The organism is Erythrobacter sp. S158, assembly GCF_057364915.1.
The window spans coordinates 2,426,351-2,445,804 of sequence record NZ_CP200279.1 but is presented as its reverse complement, the minus strand read 5'-3'; the positions used below and the strand labels follow the sequence as shown (position 1 = coordinate 2,445,804).

The following is a 19,454-nucleotide window of genomic DNA, read 5'->3' as shown; positions in this document are numbered from 1 at the left end:
ACACCCCTAATCGGCATTGCCTTGCTCTTGCAAGCGCCCACAAGCATATTATCAATCGCAAAACCTGCGTCTCGGTTCGGGAAACCGATTCAGACAATTCAGCGAAGATGCCCCTTAGCGAAAAAGGCGCTTAAAGGTGCCGATCAAGCCTTTGGTGTCGGGGCGAGTTTCTTCCTCAACAGGCAATGTGTTGATGCGCTCTCCAAGATACATATTGGGGCGTGGCAACTCGTCTTGTATTGACACCAAGTCACGCGTCGCCAATTTTCCAACAATCTCATCCGAGAATGCCGGCGTGTAGTAGATGCAGTCATCGAAGAAATAGTGTGTGACCTGCGACCAGCGGGTGCGTTTGGGGTTAGTCTGACGGCTGCCACCGTGGAGCAAGTTCGCTGCCCAGATCAGCGCCTGACCTTTGCGAGCGAGGAACCTGGATGGCGAGGTATTGGTGGCTTCCGCGAGCTTGGCCCACGCTTCTCCGTAGGGGTCTTGAGCTGAGTTTAGCTCGCTCCCATAGCCGCGACGACCAATCATCGCGTTCGTTACGATTGGCCACGAATGAGAACCGGGATAGTAAAAGAGCGGCCCTGCATCTTGCGCCACGTCTTCCATCGCCAGCCACACGCCGCACATGAAACGTTCTGGAAGCGACGAAAAGTGCACTGAATCAGAATGTGCGTCTTGTTGTGTGCCGACCGGAAAATTCAGCGTCTGGAATGGGAATGCCTGTCGACCGTACAGCTTTCCCAGAAGTTCTAGGATTTGCGCGTTTGCGGCAATCGCTCGTACATCCGGATCGAACTTCCAGGCGTCCTGAATCCGGCGTTTCCCTCGTGTTTTGTCCGCTTCTTGATCGTCAAATGGAATACCGAAGTTTGGGCCGAGTTTTCTTTGAATACGATCAATGCGTGCATCGATCTCAGGATCGGGAAAATCGATGATGGCGAAGCCTGTCGAGTTTAGCTGCCGAGCGACTGTCTGCTCAGTCGCGGACAGGTCACTGAGATCGTCAAGCGAGAACAGCGGTGACTCGACCCGAGGAACACCGAGAAATGTCTTCTCAGTCATATCTTTCCCAGTGCTGTTGACTCTTGATCGTCACAAATTTGCATAGACTGCGACAGCCTTTTTGACGTCATCATAAAGCGTCGCCTGCCCTTCATGAAGGACCACTGCCCGGTTGCAGTATTCCTTCACCATTTCAAGGTTGTGAGAGGCGAGCAGCAACGCGCGATCGTCGCGCTTCTCAAAGAATTCCTGCCGGCATTTATCCTGAAAGTTTTTATCGCCGACCATGATCACTTCGTCGATCAGGTAGCAGTCAAACTCGATCGCCAATGAGAGCGCAAATGCAAGACGCGCACGCATTCCCGATGAATAAATTTTGACAGGCATGCGCAGATTTGAACCGAGTTCAGTGAAGTCTTCGATGAAGTCGCGCATTTCTGAATAGGACTTATCGTAAATCCTAGCGATGAATCGTGCATTGTCATAGCCGGTCAAGCTTCCCTGAAAGCCACCATTGAATCCCAGCGGCCAGGAACAGGTCATCCGGCGTATGACTTTACCCGAGCTTGGCATTTCGACGCCGCCGATCAAGCGGATAAGAGTGGATTTTCCAGCTCCGTTCCTCCCCAGAAGACCAATTCGATCCTGAGGGTTGATCGTGAAATCTACGCCCTTGAGCACCTCCTTCGAGACAGAGCCATTTCGATAGTGCTTATGGATATCGCGACAATGAATCATGAGACGGAAAGTGTTCGGCGAACCCGCCGCGTCAGGATCAAGCCCACAACGAGGCAGGCAATCGAGACACCGAAGGCCCGCGGTAAATCGTAATATGGCTGAACCGCATCCCCGAAGAGGCCGTAGCGCATAAGCTCCATTCCACTAACGAGGGGCGACCACATAAGCATTTCGCGAATGTGGGGCGGAAGCCACGACGCGAGGTTGAATACGCCTGAGAATGGGATGGAGAGATAAATGCTGACTGGGACCAGCTTCTCAACCACTTCGGAGACCTCGGACAATGGCGCTAGCACGGTACAGATCGCCAGAACGAATAGGACATAGATCGCCCAGCCCAGCACGAGCGCACCAATGTCTGCCGGAAAAGGGAACAGACCGAAAAACCCGATCGCAATGCCCGCAAAGATATAGGCCATCATTGCTCCGGTCGATTCAATGAGCACGCGCACGAATATGAAATCGAGCACTTTCACCTGTCGGTGATACAGTAAGGCGCTGTTGGCAACGAAGATGCTCGCCGAGCGACCGAACGAGTGGCGCAGGAATGTTAGCGGTATGTAACCAGTTATAACGAAGGCAAAAATATTGATTTCATTGCTGATTGGGCCCCGGATAAAGGTCCAGACCAACCCGACTAGGAACGCGAACAAAAGTGGCTCCATCATGATCCAAAGAAAGCCAATGTTCTGCCGTCCGAAACGCGTCATCAACTCGCGCGCGGTGAGGGCCTGGATCACCTTTATCTGGACTCGCAGTCCTTCTCTGAAGCGGGCCATCTCGCTTAGTCTTCCGGAGCGTGCTCTCTGATCCCGACAGAGAGCATCCACCCTACGAGGTAAAGGCAGAGGCTTGCGAAAATGACTGCCAGAATGTTGCGCAGTCGCGCTGGAAGTATGGCGTCATCGGGTCGATTAGGTTCGACCACGCGTTCCAGATAGAATTGCTGTTGCCTTGCTTCGACACGCGCCGTTTCTAAAGCTGTGTTTGCGGCCGCGAGCGTTTGTTCCGCGAACTCTTGCTCAACCAGCAGGTTCTCATACTCTGTGATCTTGGCTGCAATAGCATTTGGCCGGCCGACGGCGCGTCCGATCTGTTCTGCTACTTGCTGCGATATTCCTGCGATACGGTCGCGAAGGGCTGGAATGGATGGGTGGTTTGGAGCGTTTTGCCGGATTTCCGCCAATTGCGCCCGAAGCGCCGCTTCTTGAGCGATGAGGGCATTTGACACCTCAAGCATCCCAATGCCTTGCTGTTGGGGATCCAGTATCTCCGAGGCGTTGCGATATTCGCCCAGTTGAATCCGCGCATCGCGAACACGCTCTTGCGCAACCACTACGCGTTCTTGTGCTTCCTTAATCGCTTGCGAATTCACCCGAGAGTTCAGCCGATTGACCAAATCTTCGCCAAGTTCAAGTAAGCCAGCATTGAGTCTCTCGGCTTCTTCAGGTGTAAATGCATTCACACTGAGCACCGTAAGCCCGGTCCCAGGGTCGGATTGTACAGAAACCATCGAGCCGTAATACTGATAAAGGCCTTCAAAATTGTCGCTTTGTGTCAGCAATGGAAAGCGGCTTAGGAAGTCAGCTTCTGGGGATGCGAACGCGCCCCGAACATCCGTTCGCTGCGAAAGGTCGGAAAGGGCGTCTCGAGACCGCAGGTAACCGATAATCTCACTTGATTGCTCCTCGCCGGAACCAAGACCCGTGTTTTGGAGAAGATTGCCAAGCGCGCCGCCATTCGATTGCTGGCGTTCCGGCGCTTTAATCACAAAGCGCGATTCTGAGACATAGATATCGGCAGCGATAAGGCCGTAATACACTGTCGCCACGAGGGAGGGCAGTATTACGAATGACGCAAACCAGCGCCAACGGCTGATGAAGCTGGCAAGCTTGCTTTCTTTGCCAGTCGCCTCTGCCTGGCGCTGCAATTCTGGGTCGTGTTGCATAGTTCGGTCTTGAACTCAGTTAAGCCTTGAGTAGCTGTTTGCGGGCGATTTGCGAATTAGCCAGCACAAAGGTTGGCGGCGCCATAGCAGCACTCGCTTAGAATGCCCAAATGAATTCCGGATGAAACCAACTGGTATCTTGGGCTGCTTTGCCGCGCGGCTGCGATTGCTCGATAAGCTACCTTTACCTCAGCTCGCATTGAGGAGCTTTGGCGCAGTCAGAAGATTTTTGCCCAATTTCGTATTCGGTCTCGGATCATGACGAGGGAACGACCTACGCCTTTTTTCGAATAAAGGACGGAGGATAAAAGGCTCTTGAAATCGGGTCGGAGCGTCGCTTTGTCATCAAGGCCGCGATAGATCTTCCAGAACCCTTCACCACCCAGCACTCTTGGCATTAGAAATGCCCCGTGATAGCCAAAAGTTTTGCTCGGATCTCCCGCCCGCTCAGCCGCAAACCGATCCGCGACGTCAACAGGTGCGAAGGTCAGCCGCTTCGCTTCCAGCAACGCGCGATTGGTGCGCCCAATCGCGATATCTTCGGGGTGGTGTGGTCTGAAATCCGGTGACCGACACGCTTCCATCAACCGGCGACTTCGAAGTGAAAATCCCCCATTCCCGACCTCGTGTCCGTCGTCGAACTGGGGCCAGCTGGCACCAATATAGTCGTAGTCGAGAAACGCATCTTCCCATCGCGAAGCATCGATAATGTGTCCGTCCCATTGTACGATCAGACAATGCTCGGTGCTTATGTGGTCCACCAGTTGCGACAGGATAAAGTGCGAATAGGCTTTCGACGAGCGCAATGGATCAATGGGAACGACGCGGATGCCGTCAGGTACATCAGGCGCCAATCCGGAATCGTTTACATGAGTGAAGAGTAGTGCTTCGGCGAATTCTGCCTGCGCAAGGCTAACCTCCATCGCACGGATCGTCGCCTCGACATTGGATGAGCTCACGGCGCATAATGTGACGGTCTTGAGCGCGATGCGCTGGCCGGGCCTATCTGGTGAAAAGTGCATCGGAGATATGACTTACAGGCGCAGTACGAACTGCTCGCTGTAAGGGCTCAATTCAGGGTGGTGGAAGGGATCGTGCGCGCGCCTTTCGCTTACTTCTTCGCTCGTGGCAAGCTGCGTGCCCCAGCGTTCCTGCAGCGCTTCGACCTCGCGCCGCTGCCGCGCTGCGCCAACCGGATCGATATCGAAGCCGCGGGAGATCGATTCGTGATGGACCAATCGCGCGCGCGGGTCATAGAGATTGTGCCACCCTTTGGCGGCGAGCCTGAGGCACAAGTCGACATCGTTGAATGACACGGGAAACCTGTCCTCGTCGTAGCCGCCTACTGCGTCGAACTTGTCCTTCGAAACGACGAGGCAAGCAGCCGTCACTGCGCTCGCAAATTGGGGCAGATTGTGCCGCTGGAAGTAGCCTTCATCCTGTGGGCGTAGCAATCGGTGTGCATGGGCAGCCGCTCCGCCTACACCAGTGACGACCCCAGCATGTTGGATTCGTCCATCTGCATAGCGAAGCTGTGCACCCACCGCCCCGACTTCTGGGCGAATAGCCTGCGCGGCCAAGGTTTTCAGCCAAGCGGGCTCGATAACCTCAATGTCGTTGTTCAAGAAGCAGAGCAGTTTCCCCTTGGCTTGAGCCGCGGCACGGTTGTTGAGTGCCGCAAAATTGAAGTCACGATCATCGTGAAGTACCCGCGCAAACTTCGGATCGAGTCCGGCCAGATAATCGAGCGTTGCAGGATCGGTAGACCCGTTGTCGATCACGATTATCTCAAGGGAGCAGGGGTAGTCTGTGCGCGTCAGGCCCTCGAGGCAAGTGCGCAACAGATCGACCCGGTCGCGAGTGGGAATGAGCACGCTTATCGTAGGCAATTGAGCCGAACAGCTTGCCGAACTGGTTGGCACACGAGGCACGGGCCGATGGCGGCGATGATGAAGCATCTTGCGGCAATGGATAATCTCGCCGCCCTTTTCGCTCGTTCGTGAGATTCCGCTTTCAATTAGCGTTCTTGGCCATTCATCTGAGACGTCAAACTCTCCATTGACTCTCACGATTGCGGCGCCTGTGAGATAGTCGTGGTGCCGGAAAAGTTCGCTGTTCCAGTCCGGCTTGAAGTGAGGAGTATGTTGACGTCCCGTGTGGTCAATCAGATCATCGTCGGCATAGATAAGGAACGTGGACGGTGCTGCTGCATCGATGGCCTTGCGATATGCTCCGCCTGCGTCCGCGTGGACGAGGTCGCCGCTCATTAGCGGCATGAGCCACAGATCGTCCGCTTCTCTCGAGAGGTCTTTGAATCCTTCAGCCCGACTACCGCTGATGACCTTAGCTTCAATACCCGCATAAGCGAGGCTTTCGAGGGTAAGCTCTGCTCCATCGCCGGCTTTGACGAAGGCGACCAGCTTTGCCGATGTGGGCTGCTCAGTCGAGCGCGGTTCGTCATCCTGCATCGAAAGCCAGAGGTCATAAGCATAACGAGTGCGGCCAAGCAGCGGCGCCAAACGAAGGCGTGCTCGCAGCTTCTTGCCCGTCACGCGCCAATAGGCGCACTCAGCATAGAGGCGCGGCTCGAGCGTCAGCGCCTCGGCATGGGCCAGCGCATGGAGGTAGGCTGTCTTGAGGCTCACTTGGTGAGCAATGGGCGCCACCAGTCCTCGTTGGCAAGATACCAACGCAAGGTCTGGTGCAAGCCTTCGGCAAAAGTGCGCTCGGCTGCGTATTCAAGTTCGCCGCGGGCCTTGGTTTCGTCGATTGCGTAGCGACGGTCGTGACCCGCGCGGTCGGTAACGAATGTCTTGAGGGTGCTGGTAGGCTTCCCGTGTGCAGCGGGCGCGTCGGGATAGCGTTCGGCAAGACCATCGACCTCTTCGAAGGCTCGATCGACCTCTGCGCAAATTGCGTCGATGACTGCCATGTTCGGCAATTCTTCACCGCCGCCGATATTATAGGTCTCGCCGGGCACACCTTTCGAAAGACAAGCCTCGATCCCGCGGCAATGGTCCTCGACATGGAGCCAGTCGCGCACGTTCATGCCGTCACCGTAGATCGGCAGGTTCTTCCCCGACAATGCGTTGAGCAGGAACAGCGGTATCAGCTTTTCAGGATACTGGTACGGCCCGTAATTGTTCGAGCAATTGGTGGTCGTCACATCCAGCCCGAACGTGTGGTGATAGGCGCGCACGAGGTGATCGGACGACGCCTTCGAGGCCGAATAAGGCGAGTTGGGCGCATAGGGCGTGGTTTCGCTGAACGCTGGGTCGTCAACACCGAGCGATCCGTACACCTCGTCGGTGGAGATGTGGTGGAAGCGGTGCTCCATCCCGTCGCCATCAAGCCAGACCGCGCGCGCGGCTTTAAGCAGGCTGTTCGTCCCAAGTATGTTGGTGTCGATGAATGCATCGGGACCGGAGATTGAACGGTCGACATGGCTTTCGGCGGCAAAATGCACGATGGTCGCGATTTCGCGCTCACGAAGCAGTTTTTCAACGAGCTCCTGATCGCGAATGTCGCCTTCGATCAGATCAGCCTGTTCGACGCCCTCAATAGTCGAGCGATTGCCCGCATAGGTCAGAGCGTCGAGGACGACGATCGCATCTTCCGGATGCTTGTCAGCCCAGTAGTGAACGAAATTGCCACCGATGAAGCCAGCGCCTCCGGTGACGAGCAGGTTAGCCAAGTGTCTTCTCCTCGCGCAGCATCTGCCGCAGGTTTACCCGCCAATGAGTATGACCATCCTGGAGCAGGGCGCGGGTCTTGCTGCTGTCGAGCAGCGAGAATGCCGGTCGCGCTGCCGGGGTGGGGTAGTCGGCGGTGGTGATGGGCGTGATTGGGATGGCCGCATCGAGCAGGCAGAGAGCGAGGGCCTCTTCCTGTATTGCTACGGCAAAATCGTACCAGCTCGCGGTTCCGGCATCCGAATGGTGGAACGTGCCGCTGGCATCTTTGTCCAAAAGGCCCCAGATCGTGGCAGCAAGGCCTGGTGCCCAGGTAGGAGCGCCAATCTGGTCGGAAACGACGTTCAAAGCAGGCTTGTCGCGCATCAATCGGAGCATCGTTCGCACGAAGTTCGCCCCTCCTGCCGTGTAGACCCATGCGGTCCGGACAAGGATGTCGCTTTCCCGCAAATGATCCTCGCCCTCCGCCTTGGTGCGGCCATAGGCGGAGATGGGAGCGCGAGCGTCATCCGGCTGATATGCGCGCGAGCTCCGACCGTCGAACACGAAATCGGTCGAGACGTGTACGAGCTTGCCGTCATGCGCATCGACCATCGCCTTTACTGCGCAAGAATTGATCGCGCGTGCCGTCTCTTCGTCGCTCTCGGCCTTATCGACCGCTGTATAGGCGGCTGCATTGATGATGATATCGGGCTCGATTGTGGTAACGAGATCGCCAATGGCGTCCGCATCGGTCAGATCGCACTCATCGATATCGACGGCTTCCACTTCTGCCTCGGCAGGGGCGCTGGCAATGAGACCCCGACCGAGCTGCCCCTTAGCGCCTGTTATGAGAACCCTCACGCGAACGCCTCCACTTCACTGAGCGACTTGCCTTCGCGGTCTTTCGACGACAGCTGAACTTCCAAGCCATCTGTCGGCCATTCGATACCGACTTCCGGATCGTCCCATGCTAGCGAATGCTCTGTTTGCGGAGCGTATGGCGCGTCGCATTTGTAGAGGAAGTCGGTGTTGTCTTCGAGCGTCAGGAACCCATGGGCAAAACCCTGCGGCACCCAGAACATTCGCTTGTTCTGCGCTGACAATTCAACCCCGACCCATTTCCCGAATGTCGGCGAAGCACGCCTCAAGTCCACAGCGACATCGAAAACAGCGCCGCTGACGACACGGACCAGTTTGCCTTGTGGCCCCGGATTCTGAAAATGCATTCCGCGCAGCACGCCCTTTTGCGAGCGCGAGTGATTGTCCTGCACAAAAGCGATGTCGAGCCCGGCGTCGGCAAATGCTTGCGCGTTCCAGCTTTCCATGAAGAAGCCGCGCTCATCGCCGAACACTTTGGGTTCGATGATCAGCGGGCCGTCGATTTCTGTCTTGGTGATTTCCATCGAACTGCCGCTCAACCGATTACGGGCTGATCGAGCAAGCCGAGCAGGTATTCGCCATAGCCGGACTTGCGCAGCGGCTGCGCGATCTCTTCGAGGCGCGCATCATCGATGAAGCCCTGGCGCCATGCGATTTCCTCTGGGCAGGCAATTTTGAGGCCCTGGCGCTCCTCGGTGATGCGTACATATGTCGCTGCATCGAGAAGCGAGGCGTGCGTGCCGGTGTCGAGCCAGGCAAATCCTCTGCCCATGATCTCCACCGACATTGAGCCTTCGTCGAGATAGAGGCGGTTGAGATCGGTAATCTCAAGCTCGCCGCGTGCAGAGGGGGCAAGATCGCGAGCAAGGTCGACGACGGTCTCGTCATAGAAGTAGAGCCCGGTGACAGCGTAGTTCGACTTGGGGACCTCGGGCTTTTCCTCGATCGAGATCGCCGTGCCTTCGCTATCGAACTCGACCACGCCAAAGGCTTCGGGGTCGGTGACGCGATAGGCAAATACGCTCGCGCCACTTTCGCGCGCGTCTGCGTTACCCAGAAGTTCGGGCAGCCCGTGCCCATAGAAGATGTTGTCACCCAGGATCAGCGCGCTCGGCCCGCCGCGAACGAAGTCTGCGCCGATGTGGAATGCCTGCGCCAGTCCCTCAGGTTTAGGCTGCTGTGCATAGCTTAGGCTGATACCGAAATCCGACCCGTCCCCAAGCACGCGCTGGAACTGTTCTGCATCTTCCGGTGTGGTGATGATGAGTATATCGCGAATGCCCGCCAGCATCAGCGTACTGAGCGGATAGTAGATCATCGGCTTGTCGAAGACTGGCATCAACTGCTTCGAGACGCCGCGCGTGAGCGGGTAGAGCCGGGTGCCTGAACCACCGGCCAGGATAATGCCTTTTCGTGTCTGGGAACTCACTGCAACTTCCTGCGAAAATACCTCTCTTGTCGCGGGCGTGCGCCTTGCAGCATCGCATCAAGAGGTCAATAGCGATGATCGAAGCCTGTAGCCGCTGATTGGCCTCTTGGAAATGCCAACTGCAGGCGGTTGCTCAGCCTCAGCTAGCTGTGATGCTGGTGGTAATAATAAATGTCTGTTTGGCAGCGCCGAAGTCCAGTGAGGCGAGGTCGGGCGCAAGTGCGCACTCACCTGGAGCAATTCTTGAGGCCCCGCCATCGGCGGTTACCGTGCCGGCCAGAGGCAAAATGAGGATCGGGCAGTCATGTTTTCGAATGGCCGCGTCGCTCGGACGACCTTCAATCCTGTCAATCCGGAAGAAGGGCCCGTCGATAAGCCTTTCCCCGCGCTCGGAGACACGGCTGCGCAAGTCTGCCTTGTGCGGGGAGCCGTTGGCGACCGCCACGGCGCGCTCCAGATGGAGTTCGCGCGGTCGTCCGTAGTCGTAAAGCCTGAAGGTCGTGGAACTGGTTTGCTGCACCTCGACCAGCGTAAGGCCCGGGCCGATGGCGTGCACGGTGCCTGCCGGGAGGTAGAAGATGTCCCCCTCCTTGGCGGGATGCCACGCCAGCATCTCTTCGATTGAACCGTCAATCGCGGCGCGTTCGATATCTTCGCGCGTAACTTCGTTTTTGAAGCCGACCGCAAGTTTCGCCTCATCCTGAGCTGCGATAACCACCCAGCATTCATCCTTGCCAGCCTCACCAGGGAGGGCGTCATTCTGAGAGGGATGGACCTGGACAGACAGCTTTTGCGAAGTGAACAGGAACTTGACGAGAACCTCGGCCATTTCTTCGGGCGGTTCGAACCAGATTTCGCCGATGCGCGAGCCGTCAGGCGCCGAAAACGGGGCCGGGAGCACGTCGCAGCCCCAAACTTTTTCAACCATGCGGATGCTAAGATGGCGGGTCTTCAGCGACACTTGGCTCCACCCTTCGAAGATGCGCCGGGAAGCTTGCCCACCAGCTGCGCCTGATCGCGCGAGGTCACGAGCACCTCGTCGCCATCGACCACTACACAGATATTCTCGAGCCCTACCACCGAGACACGTGGCCCATCAGAAAACGTGAGAACGCCTTCGCTGTCGAGGAAATCGGCCCTTCCTTTTGCTACGTTGCCGTCCTCGTTTGCCCGGCCCATGTCTTCGCAAATCGCCTTTGCGAGCGAATCCCAGTCGCCGATGTCGGACCATCCCATATCGACCGCAACCATCGCTGCGCGCGACGTGTTTTCCATCACCGCATAGTCGATCGACTCTCCGGCAATCTGCTCGAATGGCGAGGGGGCGGGGCGGAACGCGGTATCGGTTTTCTGGCCTTCTCGATAACTCTCCGCGACCAGCGCTGCCATTTCAGGCCGGTGGCTGTTCAGCTCGTCCAGCAGAAATCCCGCGCGGAAAGCAAAGATCCCGGCGTTCCAGCTGTAGTCCCCCGAAGCGAGAAAGCGTTTCGCGGTTTCGAGATCGGGCTTTTCGACAAATCGGCCAATTCGATTGCCACCGTCCAGCGCTTCGCCTGTTTGCAGATATCCGTAGCCCGTGGCCGGGCCGGTCGGCTCGATAGCCAGAGATACGAGCCAATCCTGCGAAGCAAGCCGCGCGGCGGCCATCGCAGCGGAGTGGAATGTACTCTCGTCCGAGATGTGGTGATCGCTTGGGCAGACCAGCATGATGTCATTGGGCGACAGGTTGTGCGCGGCTATCGCTATCGCGGCCGCCGTATTGCGCGCGCAGGGTTCAATGACGATCCGGATGTCGCCAGATGCCTGATCGGAAATGAGGCCGTAATGCGCCTCCCCCGCAACCACTGTTGGTTTGGCAAAGTTGGCATGGCCAGACACCCTGTCGATGCTTTTCTGGAACAGCGTTCGCTCACCAATCAGCGGCAGAAACGGCTTGGGCAAAGCTTGCTTGCTCACGGGCCAAAGGCGCGTTCCGCCGCCACCGCAAAGGATGACAGGATGGATAGAGCTTTCGATACTCACCTAGAAGGCCTCACACGTTTCGGCATTTAGCTGAGACGTTAGTAGACCGAGACCGGTTATGAAATGGTACAAGAACCGAAATGGTGCCAACTTTCATTCCGCATATTGCGGGTTGTAGGACCGTGGATCGGTTGAGAATGCGGGCAATTTACCCCCGTCAAGCGCCGCCTGCGACGGGTTGCTGCTGGCCGGTGCGCGGGTGGTGGCGGTTGGAAAAGGTGGCGGAGACGGAGTCCTCTCTACCTGTGTTCGCTGTGAATCACAGAGCATCGTATGTCCCCGTGTTTATTCGTAAAATCACCTGGTGTTTTGCTCTGACACCCGTTGACGTTCGCTAACGCTCGCTCCCAAGTGTGGGGACGAATGTGGGCACGAGGACGATAGCGATGGGAAACTTTTCAGCGTTGAAGGTGAAGTCAATCAGTGAACCCGGACGGTATTCTGATGGCGACGGTCTAATGCTTGTCTGCAAGGCCAGTGGCTCAAAATCTTGGATACTCCGGATACAGTACCGAGGAAAGCGACGCGACATAGGCTTAGGCAGCGTTGAGGACGTCACTTTAGCCGAAGCGCGCGAGCGAGCATTTGAGTTGAGGAAGTCCGTCCGTGAGGGCAGGGACCCAATCGCCGAGCGCCATGCATCCAAATGCAACCAAGACCTCAATCCCACTTTCAAGATTGAGGCAGAAGCCTTCTACGCCGAGCGAAGCCCCAACTGGTCCAATGACAAACACCGCGCTCAGTGGCGATCAACCATGGCTCGGTACGTTTATCCTGAAATCGGGAGAAAGCCTGTCGACGAGGTCACAGGTCCTGATGTTCGCGCACTTTTGGTTCCAATCTGGCAGTCAAAACCAGAGACAGCACGGCGTGTCCTTCAACGCATAACCTCCGTGCTCGACTACGCACATTCCAAAGGCCTTCGAGAGCATGAGACACCTCTGAGGTCCATACGGGCCGGTCTGGGCAAGCAAACGAAAAAGGCAGGGCATTTTGCCGCGATGCCTTACAAAGATGCTCCAGTGGCCTTTATGGGACTCTCAGGCGGTGAAACAGCAGGTAAGCTCGCCCTGTTGTTTGCGATCCTTACCGCAGCCCGCTCAGGAGAGGTCAGAGGGGCTACGTGGGCTGAGATCGATCTTCGGAAGCAGCTATGGCGCTTACCAGCCGAGAGAATGAAAGCGCGACGCGAGCACACTGTGCCCTTGAGCCGTGAGGCAATAGAGATTCTTTCCGTGGCCTCTACTCTAGTCTTCGCCGCTCGACTGACCCCGCTGAGCAGGTCTTTCCGGGCATTCGTGGCGGTCCGTTGAGCGATATGACGCTGACGAAGGCTCTGCGATCAGTGGTTGAGGAGAATTGGACGGTGCACGGTTTCAGATCGACTTTCCGCGATTGGGCCGCTGAGACCACTTCCTATCCACCAGCCGCAGTCGAGACTGCATTGGCGCATTCAATCGCGAACAAGACGGAAGCGGCGTATCATCGGACTGACTACCTGGATATTCGCAGGCAAATTATGCGCGACTGGGGCGCATTCTTGAGTGGTCGAAAGCTAGCTAGCTAAAGTCGCTCGATTGCGAGGTTCATCGATCACTTTTGACGGAGGAATATTCATGCGACACGTTTTTGAGGCACTCACCTTTCTTGGCGGCATACTCGGTGCGTTCTTTCTCTTTCTGACGTTCACAGGAGCCAATGGTGCGCCTCAGGAAGCGGCTGGTGCGGCGATGGCTACGGCTCTTGTGGTTATCCCATATTGCATCACAGCGATGCTCCAACGGTCGGAGCTACTGAAGCGAGCGGAGAACAGCCAGACTGACGCAGAATAGCTTGTCTCTTTTTCTCAAATCACCTGGTGTTTTGGATTTGATGAGTTGAGATCAGCGCAAGGATTGAGGAACTGAAGGGCAAGGAGACGAACCATGCAGAATCCATCAGTCGAAAGAGTTGCATTCAGTGTCGCTGAAGTTAGCCGCCTCACTGGACTTGGAAAAACGAAGCTCTACGAACTCATCTCTAGCGGCGAACTCGGCTCCAAGAAAATTGGTCGCAGGCGCTTAATACCATCGAAAGACCTTGAGAGACTGATTGCGGTCGATGACGATATCTAGAGACCATTGTGCGCACGTTTGAAGCGCTCTCCGATGCATTGCCCTACTTGAACGCGTCTTCGATTCTCTCATAATCCAAGAATGCGAGTAGAGCGAACAGGTCCGGTTGAGCCAATCTCACCACGAATAGAGAGGTTTATAGCTGAACGTCTTGGCGGAGTGTCACTGGACGATGTTCAAGGCTCTGAGGAGAGAAAAGCGGACTACATTTGCCTGCGAGGTCTTCTCGCCATTGAGATCAAATCCTTGGAAGACGATGGAAGCGAACGGCTCGAAAACTTGCTTGAAGAGCTAAGGACTAAACCCGATTGGCCCATGTTCCTTGGCTCGGCTCCCATGCAATCATTCATCGACAATACGGATGATCCAGAAGCCATCGGACAGCAGGTCATGGAGCGGGTAGGCCGAGGAATCCTAAATCCACTAAAGAAGGCAAATCGACAGCTTAAAGCTCATGCGAATGCCTTTCCGCGAAAAAGCCAAGTCCGAGTCCTGATTTTGATCAATGAGGACCACGAAATCTACGATCCCGAAATCGTCGCGTATATTTTGTGGCACGCGGTACGCAGCAAGCGTCGAGGCAAGCACAGCTTCTCGGGTGTCGACGGCGTCATCTATTTCACGGAACGACACGCCACAGTCATTGAAGGCAATGTTACATTCCCAGTGACTTTAGTCGAATGCCCAGCAGTCTACGAACAACCTTGGAAGTCTGACGTGCTAGCATTGATTCAGCATCGATGGGGCGAGTGGAGCTACGGCAAATTCATTGACGGCGGTGACCGGCCTTTAGACTACAGCACGATTGATCACATTCCGGAATTTGCGCCTCGCCACGAGCGCTGGCGTACAGAGTACAAGCGAAGACCTTACCTTGCTGGCTTGAGCAAAGAAGATCTGCGGGATCACTTCGACGAGGTGATATTGATCACCTCGCTCATGTTCCTAAAAAATACGCCGATAGAGCTTCCTCAAGATGAAAAAACTCTGTGGATTAGGCGATTTGGGGACCTGACAGAGGAGATGGGTAAGCGAGCCATTCCTGTCACTCAATTCGACTACTGCTCGAACAGGGCTTATGCGGCTGCAAACCGGCTGGGGCTCCCAGCCGAAGTGGTGGATTTCCTTGAGAGTATTCGCGCTTCTTCGGTCAAAAGCTAGTGCTCGAAATCGCTTGGTCTAATCCACTGAAGAACATGGACCCGGAGGCGACTAGCAGGAACACGTCAGCTATCGAAGGCAAGAGCCTTGTTTAGCTAGGGTGCGATCAATGCAATGTGCTGCCAATTTTGAAGTTATCGCTGATGTGTCGGTTATAGCTGACGGCCAGGTTTTGGATTTCAAAGGTCGCAAGAATAGCTTCACTGCTCGTGTCAAGAATGTGCCTCGTTCGGAATATACGACGCCGTTCTTTCTTTCGGTTCATATATATTTTGACGCAGTATCGATGGACGATGCAGCTGATGCCGCTGAGGAGCACCTCAAGGCGTGTTTGGACATGCTCACCTTCACTACAGGGTCCCGTTTTCGGAAGCACAGAATAAGACAGATTGTAGACGCCGGACCGCCGAAAGGAGCGATGAGAGATGTTCGCATGTGGGGCGATAAGATCGAATACGAAGACCCACAGCCGTTCCTAGACAAGGGGAGCGCAAAAACTATCGAGCGCCTTCTCGAATTTGATATGCCGCGAGCCATAAAGCGCGCGCTCCGATGGTACAGGATAGGGGTCAATGCATCGGTGCTGGATGACCAGTACACCTATTTCTGGTTCGCATTGGAGATCATCGCAGAGTTTCAAAAGCCAAGCTCGAAGGTGAACGACAAATGCCCGCACTGCCAATCAGATCTCTATTGTGAGAAGTGTCGTTCACATCCAACGCATAAGCCTTACCCTAAGCAAGCTATCCGCACTTTGCTCACGAGCATCGACAAAGATTGCGATGGCCAGACGGTCAACCTGTTAGAAAAAACACGTAACAGCTTGATGCATGGAAAGACGCTAAAGGAAATTGAGCAATCTTTACCTGACCCTCACGAACGGGTGGTCGACACATTGGGTCGGTTGGTGTGGATGGCACTTGTCCATCAGTTCCCTGACGGAACGTTCGACGGCTCATTACAGATGGGACAACCGTCAACCTATGTTGATTATACCGGTACACCAGTAGGCCACATACAAACGATTGTGCCAATGGATGACGATGGCCATTTCGACCTTGATTTCAAAGGTATGGTTATGGAGATGAAGCCATTTGGACCCCCACAGAGCGCTCTCCCATATGCCGTCCGCTTGAGTAGAGAGCAGTTCGAGGAACTTAGGGGACACAGCTATCGAAAGAGTGAACAGCAAGAAATGCTGAGCCGCATTTGTCAGCGCGTTCAAGAGAAGGATGGCTATGTCTACGCTCTGATTATCTCTACGGACATGCACCTTATCCGAAGCGCTATTGAACAAGGACAGGTGGGAGAATGGCTAGACTTGTTAAGCCAGGTCATTGATACCGCTGAGGTAGTCCACTGATCGGATTGGCTGCAAAATTCTGTCTCTGGTGCTCTTTAGAAACTCCAAGCGCAGCAAGTTCTAGAACTCCACTCAGTCCCTAAGGCCGACGAAAAATTCAAAAACACCAAGTGTTTTTTCCGTATCTCTCTATTTATATATACATTATCATTCTTATCGATCTCTCTCTCTCAAAAAATATTTATATATAGGGACTTAGTGAAAAACACCTGGTGTTTTTGAATTTTTCGTTTTCTAGAGAATCTGAGTAGAGTTCTAGAACTACGACGTAATAAAATTACGTAGGGCGTAACGTTATTACGCGACACTCAGGGCGGCATCGCGGCGCGCCGGTCGGAAAGAATGAAAATATGGAGGCTCGTTATCTCCACAGTCAGCTTATCGGCGCACGGCTGTGGACTAAATTGCGTGTTACCCTTCTGAGCAACTTGGCCGCTCCAACCTACCGGCAGGTGTGGGTCTGAGTGTGGGTACCGCAAGGCGGCTTGCAGAAATAATCCTGCATTATCAAAAGCATGTCTATGGAAAGTGGCGGAGACGGAGGGATTCGAACCCTCGATACCCGTAGTAGGTATGGTTCCTTAGCAGGGAACTGGTTTCAGCCACTCACCCACGTCTCCGCTGACGCTGGCCTTCACATTGGCTGCGAGCCGCGCGCTATAGTCGCGCTTCGCATGACCGGCAAGGGCCAATGGCAAGAGATTTGCGGCGAATGTGTGCACCGCCTGCGAAGCGTCTTACGCGTCATTCCTGAGGGGCACCACTCTACCCCGCCATCTGCGATTCATCGCAAGGCTCTTATCGACTCGCTTCGTCGCGTTTTCGATTCGGTCTGTCGCCGCTCGATTGCCGTGACAGCTGATTAAGACTCTGCTTGCCCATGCAAGAGTGCGGCGGCTGCGATGCGAGAGAGGTTTACGATGCGCAAGGACACGCCCCTGAAGACTGGCCACAGCACTGGCGAGCAAGCCTCGCCGCTTTCCCCACTCGCGCGCATCGGCCGTTCGGGCGCCGCGATGTTCGCCGCTGCGATGCTGGTTCTCGCACCGGCGGCGGCGCAGGATGTCGAGAGCTTCGATCCCGACGAAGCGTTCGAGACCATCGATCAGGAAGCAGGCGGTGGCTCCGGTGCAATCGACGCCGATCTTGCCGATCCCAGCCTTCGCGAAGCGCCTCAGACTGCAGAGCCGCTTCAGACCGAAGAGCAGGCCGGTTTCGAAGGTGAGTTTGCCGACTATTCCGATGGCGATGTCGCCACCGCGCAAGAGGGCGAGCCGGTTCCCGAATGGACCGATCCGGCTCCCGGCGAACAGGTCGCAGGCGCACAGGAAGCCACTTCGGGGACCTTTGCCGAAGACGATCTGATCGGCGCAGCTGAAGGTGTGTTTGGCAAAGGCGCACAAGGCCTTGCCGGCATGATCGAGGATCTGCTTCGCAAGCAGGGCGAGCCCAATGGCTACATCGTCGGGCGCGAAGCGGGCGGCGCTTTCATCTTCGGTGCGCGCTATGGTTCGGGCACGCTCCATCACAAGGTCGAAGGGCAGCGCAAGGTCTACTGGACCGGCCCCTCGCTTGGCTTCGATGCCGGAGCGAATGCGGGCAACACCTTCGTTCTCGTCTACAATCTGTACGACACGCAGGACATCTTCCGCCGTTACCCCGCAGGCGAAGGTCAGGCCTATTTCGTGGGCGGCCTTCATGCGAGCTACATGCGGCGCGGCGATGTCGTGCTGATTCCGATCCGCATGGGTGCCGGCCTCAGGCTGGGTGTCAATGCGGGCTATATGCGTTTCTCTGAGAAGCAGCGCTGGTTGCCCTTCTGAGGTTGCACATCGCCCGATGCTGACCGTGCAGAAGCGCGGCGGCGGGCAACATGGTTCGAAAGGTGGTTGCGCACGGCGCGCACCTGAGTAAGAGCATGCGCCATCATGCTCGACAATCTCGAACCCCAATCGCCCGATGCGCTGCTCGCGCTCATCAAGCTCCACGCTGCCGACGAACGGCCCGACAAGATCGACCTTGGCGTCGGTGTCTACCGCACGGGGCAGGGCGCGACCCCTGTCTTCGGAGCGATCAAGGCGGCTGAGAAATGGCTGGTCGAGAACCAGGATTCCAAGTCCTATCTCGGTCCGGAAGGCGATATGGGCTTCGTCAACGCTCTCAAACCGTACATTTTCGGCGGAGACCCGACGATGGGCGGGCGCATTCAGGGCATGCAGACACCAGGCGGAACCGGCGCGGTTCGCCTTGCGGCGGCACTGGCGCAGGCAGCTGGCATGACGAGGCTTCACATGGGAACGCCAAGTTGGCCCAACCATGCTCAGATCTTCGGCGATATCGACCTTGAGTGGGTCGGCTTCGACCATGCGAATCCCGATGGCACTGCCAACATCGATGCAGTGCTTGACGCGATCAATGGCGCAGGGCCGGGCGAAGGCGTGCTGTTGCATGGCTGTTGCCACAACCCGACGGGTATCGACTACACCGCCGATCAGTGGGACGCGATCGGCGATGCGCTGGTCGAAAGCGGCACATTCCCGATCATCGACACCGCTTATCATGGGCTGGGCCACGGACTTGATGAGGACGTTGCAGGTCTTCGCAGCGTGCTTGCCAAGGTGCCCGAGGCGTTCATCGCTTACAGCTGCGACAAGAACTTCGGGATGTACCGCGACCGCGTGGGTGCATTCTACATCATGTCCAAGTCCGGACCTGAAGGCAGCGACACGCTCGAGAAGGCGTTCTCCAACGCCAACGCCCTTGCCCGCGCAAGCTGGTCGATGCCGCCCGATCACGGAGCGGCTGCCGTGCGCGTGATTCTGCGCGATCCGGAGATGACGCAGCAATGGCTCGACGAGCTTGACCAGATGCGCGCGCGGATGCGGCAGGTGCGCGAGTATCTCGCCAATGCCGGCGTTGCAGGAAGCGTCGACCTTGCACCGCTCGGCATCCAGAACGGCCTGTTCTCGGTGCTTCCTGTGAGCAAGGAGCAGGTGGTCGCATTGCGTGAGGACCACGGCATATACATGGCCGGGTCCGGCCGCATCAACGTTGCGGGCCTCACGATGGACAACATCGACAAGTTCATCGGCGCCATCGCTGATGTAACGGGCTGAGA

Annotated in this window: 18 protein-coding genes and 1 tRNA gene; 6 read left to right on the top strand and 13 right to left on the bottom strand. The window is 56.3% G+C overall.

What is annotated here, in order from left to right; genetic code table 11:
• Positions 1 to 114: 114 nt before the first annotated feature.
• From AC0V6T_RS11960 to AC0V6T_RS11905, 12 genes are all read right to left on the bottom strand, one after another.
• Positions 115 to 1,068: a phytanoyl-CoA dioxygenase family protein gene (locus AC0V6T_RS11960; protein ID WP_486127154.1), complete on the bottom strand. Its 954-nt coding sequence runs from the start codon at positions 1,066 to 1,068 to the stop codon at positions 115 to 117.
• A 30-nt stretch (positions 1,069 to 1,098) separates the two neighbouring features.
• A complete protein-coding gene (locus AC0V6T_RS11955; protein ID WP_486127152.1) occupies positions 1,099 to 1,746 on the bottom strand; it encodes an ABC transporter ATP-binding protein in 648 nt (215 codons plus the stop codon).
• Complete coding sequence (locus AC0V6T_RS11950) at positions 1,743 to 2,525, bottom strand: ABC transporter permease (RefSeq protein WP_486127150.1); 783 nt, start codon at positions 2,523 to 2,525, stop codon at positions 1,743 to 1,745. Before AC0V6T_RS11950 ends, AC0V6T_RS11955 begins: the two co-directional genes overlap by 4 nt.
• Before the next feature lie 5 nt (positions 2,526 to 2,530).
• The gene (locus tag AC0V6T_RS11945) at positions 2,531 to 3,694 is read right to left on the bottom strand and encodes a KpsE/RkpR family capsule polysaccharide export protein (RefSeq protein WP_486127148.1); all 1,164 of its coding nucleotides are present in this window, start codon (positions 3,692 to 3,694) and stop codon (positions 2,531 to 2,533) included.
• Positions 3,695 to 3,912: 218 nt separating this feature from the next.
• Positions 3,913 to 4,716: a DUF5672 family protein gene (locus tag AC0V6T_RS11940; protein ID WP_486127146.1), complete on the bottom strand. Its 804-nt coding sequence runs from the start codon at positions 4,714 to 4,716 to the stop codon at positions 3,913 to 3,915.
• Between the two features lie 12 nt (positions 4,717 to 4,728).
• Positions 4,729 to 6,360: a glycosyltransferase family 2 protein gene (locus AC0V6T_RS11935; protein WP_486127145.1), complete on the bottom strand. Its 1,632-nt coding sequence runs from the start codon at positions 6,358 to 6,360 to the stop codon at positions 4,729 to 4,731.
• Entirely contained in the window at positions 6,336 to 7,388 is a 1,053-nt protein-coding gene (rfbB, locus tag AC0V6T_RS11930; protein ID WP_486127143.1) for a dTDP-glucose 4,6-dehydratase, read from the bottom strand. The genes AC0V6T_RS11935 and rfbB overlap by 25 nt, the downstream gene beginning before the upstream one ends.
• Positions 7,381 to 8,229: a dTDP-4-dehydrorhamnose reductase gene (rfbD, locus tag AC0V6T_RS11925; protein ID WP_486127141.1), complete on the bottom strand. Its 849-nt coding sequence runs from the start codon at positions 8,227 to 8,229 to the stop codon at positions 7,381 to 7,383. Before rfbD ends, rfbB begins: the two co-directional genes overlap by 8 nt.
• Positions 8,226 to 8,771 carry a dTDP-4-dehydrorhamnose 3,5-epimerase gene (rfbC, locus tag AC0V6T_RS11920; protein ID WP_486127139.1) on the bottom strand — a complete coding sequence of 182 codons (546 nt, stop codon included), beginning with the start codon at positions 8,769 to 8,771 and terminating at the stop codon, positions 8,226 to 8,228. Before rfbC ends, rfbD begins: the two co-directional genes overlap by 4 nt.
• Before the next feature lie 11 nt (positions 8,772 to 8,782).
• Positions 8,783 to 9,676: a glucose-1-phosphate thymidylyltransferase RfbA gene (rfbA, locus tag AC0V6T_RS11915; RefSeq protein ID WP_486127137.1), complete on the bottom strand. Its 894-nt coding sequence runs from the start codon at positions 9,674 to 9,676 to the stop codon at positions 8,783 to 8,785.
• Between the two features lie 139 nt (positions 9,677 to 9,815).
• On the bottom strand, positions 9,816 to 10,604 hold the full coding sequence (locus tag AC0V6T_RS11910) for a class I mannose-6-phosphate isomerase (protein ID WP_486127135.1): 789 nt from the start codon (positions 10,602 to 10,604) through the stop codon (positions 9,816 to 9,818).
• A gap of 23 nt (positions 10,605 to 10,627) precedes the next feature.
• Positions 10,628 to 11,692: a mannose-1-phosphate guanylyltransferase gene (locus tag AC0V6T_RS11905; protein WP_486128590.1), complete on the bottom strand. Its 1,065-nt coding sequence runs from the start codon at positions 11,690 to 11,692 to the stop codon at positions 10,628 to 10,630.
• A 392-nt stretch (positions 11,693 to 12,084) separates the two neighbouring features.
• Here AC0V6T_RS11905 and AC0V6T_RS11900 point away from each other — a divergent pair, with 392 nt between their 5' ends.
• From AC0V6T_RS11900 to mauJ, 4 genes are all read left to right on the top strand, one after another.
• Positions 12,085 to 13,011 carry a tyrosine-type recombinase/integrase gene (locus tag AC0V6T_RS11900; protein WP_486127133.1) on the top strand — a complete coding sequence of 309 codons (927 nt, stop codon included), beginning with the start codon at positions 12,085 to 12,087 and terminating at the stop codon, positions 13,009 to 13,011.
• A gap of 612 nt (positions 13,012 to 13,623) precedes the next feature.
• Positions 13,624 to 13,812, top strand: coding sequence for a helix-turn-helix domain-containing protein (locus AC0V6T_RS11895; RefSeq protein WP_486127131.1), 189 nt, complete (start codon positions 13,624 to 13,626; stop codon positions 13,810 to 13,812).
• A gap of 159 nt (positions 13,813 to 13,971) precedes the next feature.
• Positions 13,972 to 14,973: a hypothetical protein gene (locus AC0V6T_RS11890; protein WP_486127129.1), complete on the top strand. Its 1,002-nt coding sequence runs from the start codon at positions 13,972 to 13,974 to the stop codon at positions 14,971 to 14,973.
• Between the two features lie 109 nt (positions 14,974 to 15,082).
• Entirely contained in the window at positions 15,083 to 16,336 is a 1,254-nt protein-coding gene (gene mauJ / locus AC0V6T_RS11885; protein ID WP_486127127.1) for a methylamine utilization protein MauJ, read from the top strand.
• 529 nt (positions 16,337 to 16,865) lie between these two features.
• Here mauJ and AC0V6T_RS11880 read toward each other — a convergent pair.
• Positions 16,866 to 16,956: transfer RNA gene (locus AC0V6T_RS11880), tRNA-Ser, on the bottom strand.
• A gap of 300 nt (positions 16,957 to 17,256) precedes the next feature.
• On the opposite strand from AC0V6T_RS11880, the gene AC0V6T_RS11875 reads away from it, so the two are divergent.
• Both AC0V6T_RS11875 and AC0V6T_RS11870 read left to right on the top strand, forming a co-directional pair.
• Complete coding sequence (locus AC0V6T_RS11875; RefSeq protein WP_486127125.1) at positions 17,257 to 18,159, top strand: DUF1134 domain-containing protein; 903 nt, start codon at positions 17,257 to 17,259, stop codon at positions 18,157 to 18,159.
• A 105-nt stretch (positions 18,160 to 18,264) separates the two neighbouring features.
• On the top strand, positions 18,265 to 19,452 hold the full coding sequence (locus tag AC0V6T_RS11870; RefSeq protein WP_486127124.1) for an amino acid aminotransferase: 1,188 nt from the start codon (positions 18,265 to 18,267) through the stop codon (positions 19,450 to 19,452).
• Positions 19,453 to 19,454: the final 2 nt, after the last annotated feature.

Coding starts and splice junctions, on each gene's coding strand:
- AC0V6T_RS11900 (WP_486127133.1), top strand. CDS start 12,085: ATGGGAAACTTTTCAGCGTTGAAGGTGAAGTCAATCAGTGAACCCGGA.
- AC0V6T_RS11960 (WP_486127154.1), bottom strand. CDS start 1,068: ATGACTGAGAAGACATTTCTCGGTGTTCCTCGGGTCGAGTCACCGCTG.
- rfbC (WP_486127139.1), bottom strand. CDS start 8,771: ATGGAAATCACCAAGACAGAAATCGACGGCCCGCTGATCATCGAACCC.
- AC0V6T_RS11895 (WP_486127131.1), top strand. CDS start 13,624: ATGCAGAATCCATCAGTCGAAAGAGTTGCATTCAGTGTCGCTGAAGTT.
- AC0V6T_RS11870 (WP_486127124.1), top strand. CDS start 18,265: ATGCTCGACAATCTCGAACCCCAATCGCCCGATGCGCTGCTCGCGCTC.
- AC0V6T_RS11945 (WP_486127148.1), bottom strand. CDS start 3,694: ATGCAACACGACCCAGAATTGCAGCGCCAGGCAGAGGCGACTGGCAAA.
- AC0V6T_RS11940 (WP_486127146.1), bottom strand. CDS start 4,716: ATGCACTTTTCACCAGATAGGCCCGGCCAGCGCATCGCGCTCAAGACC.
- AC0V6T_RS11875 (WP_486127125.1), top strand. CDS start 17,257: ATGCGCAAGGACACGCCCCTGAAGACTGGCCACAGCACTGGCGAGCAA.
- AC0V6T_RS11950 (WP_486127150.1), bottom strand. CDS start 2,525: ATGGCCCGCTTCAGAGAAGGACTGCGAGTCCAGATAAAGGTGATCCAG.
- AC0V6T_RS11910 (WP_486127135.1), bottom strand. CDS start 10,604: ATGGTTGAAAAAGTTTGGGGCTGCGACGTGCTCCCGGCCCCGTTTTCG.
- AC0V6T_RS11955 (WP_486127152.1), bottom strand. CDS start 1,746: ATGATTCATTGTCGCGATATCCATAAGCACTATCGAAATGGCTCTGTC.
- mauJ (WP_486127127.1), top strand. CDS start 15,083: ATGCAATGTGCTGCCAATTTTGAAGTTATCGCTGATGTGTCGGTTATA.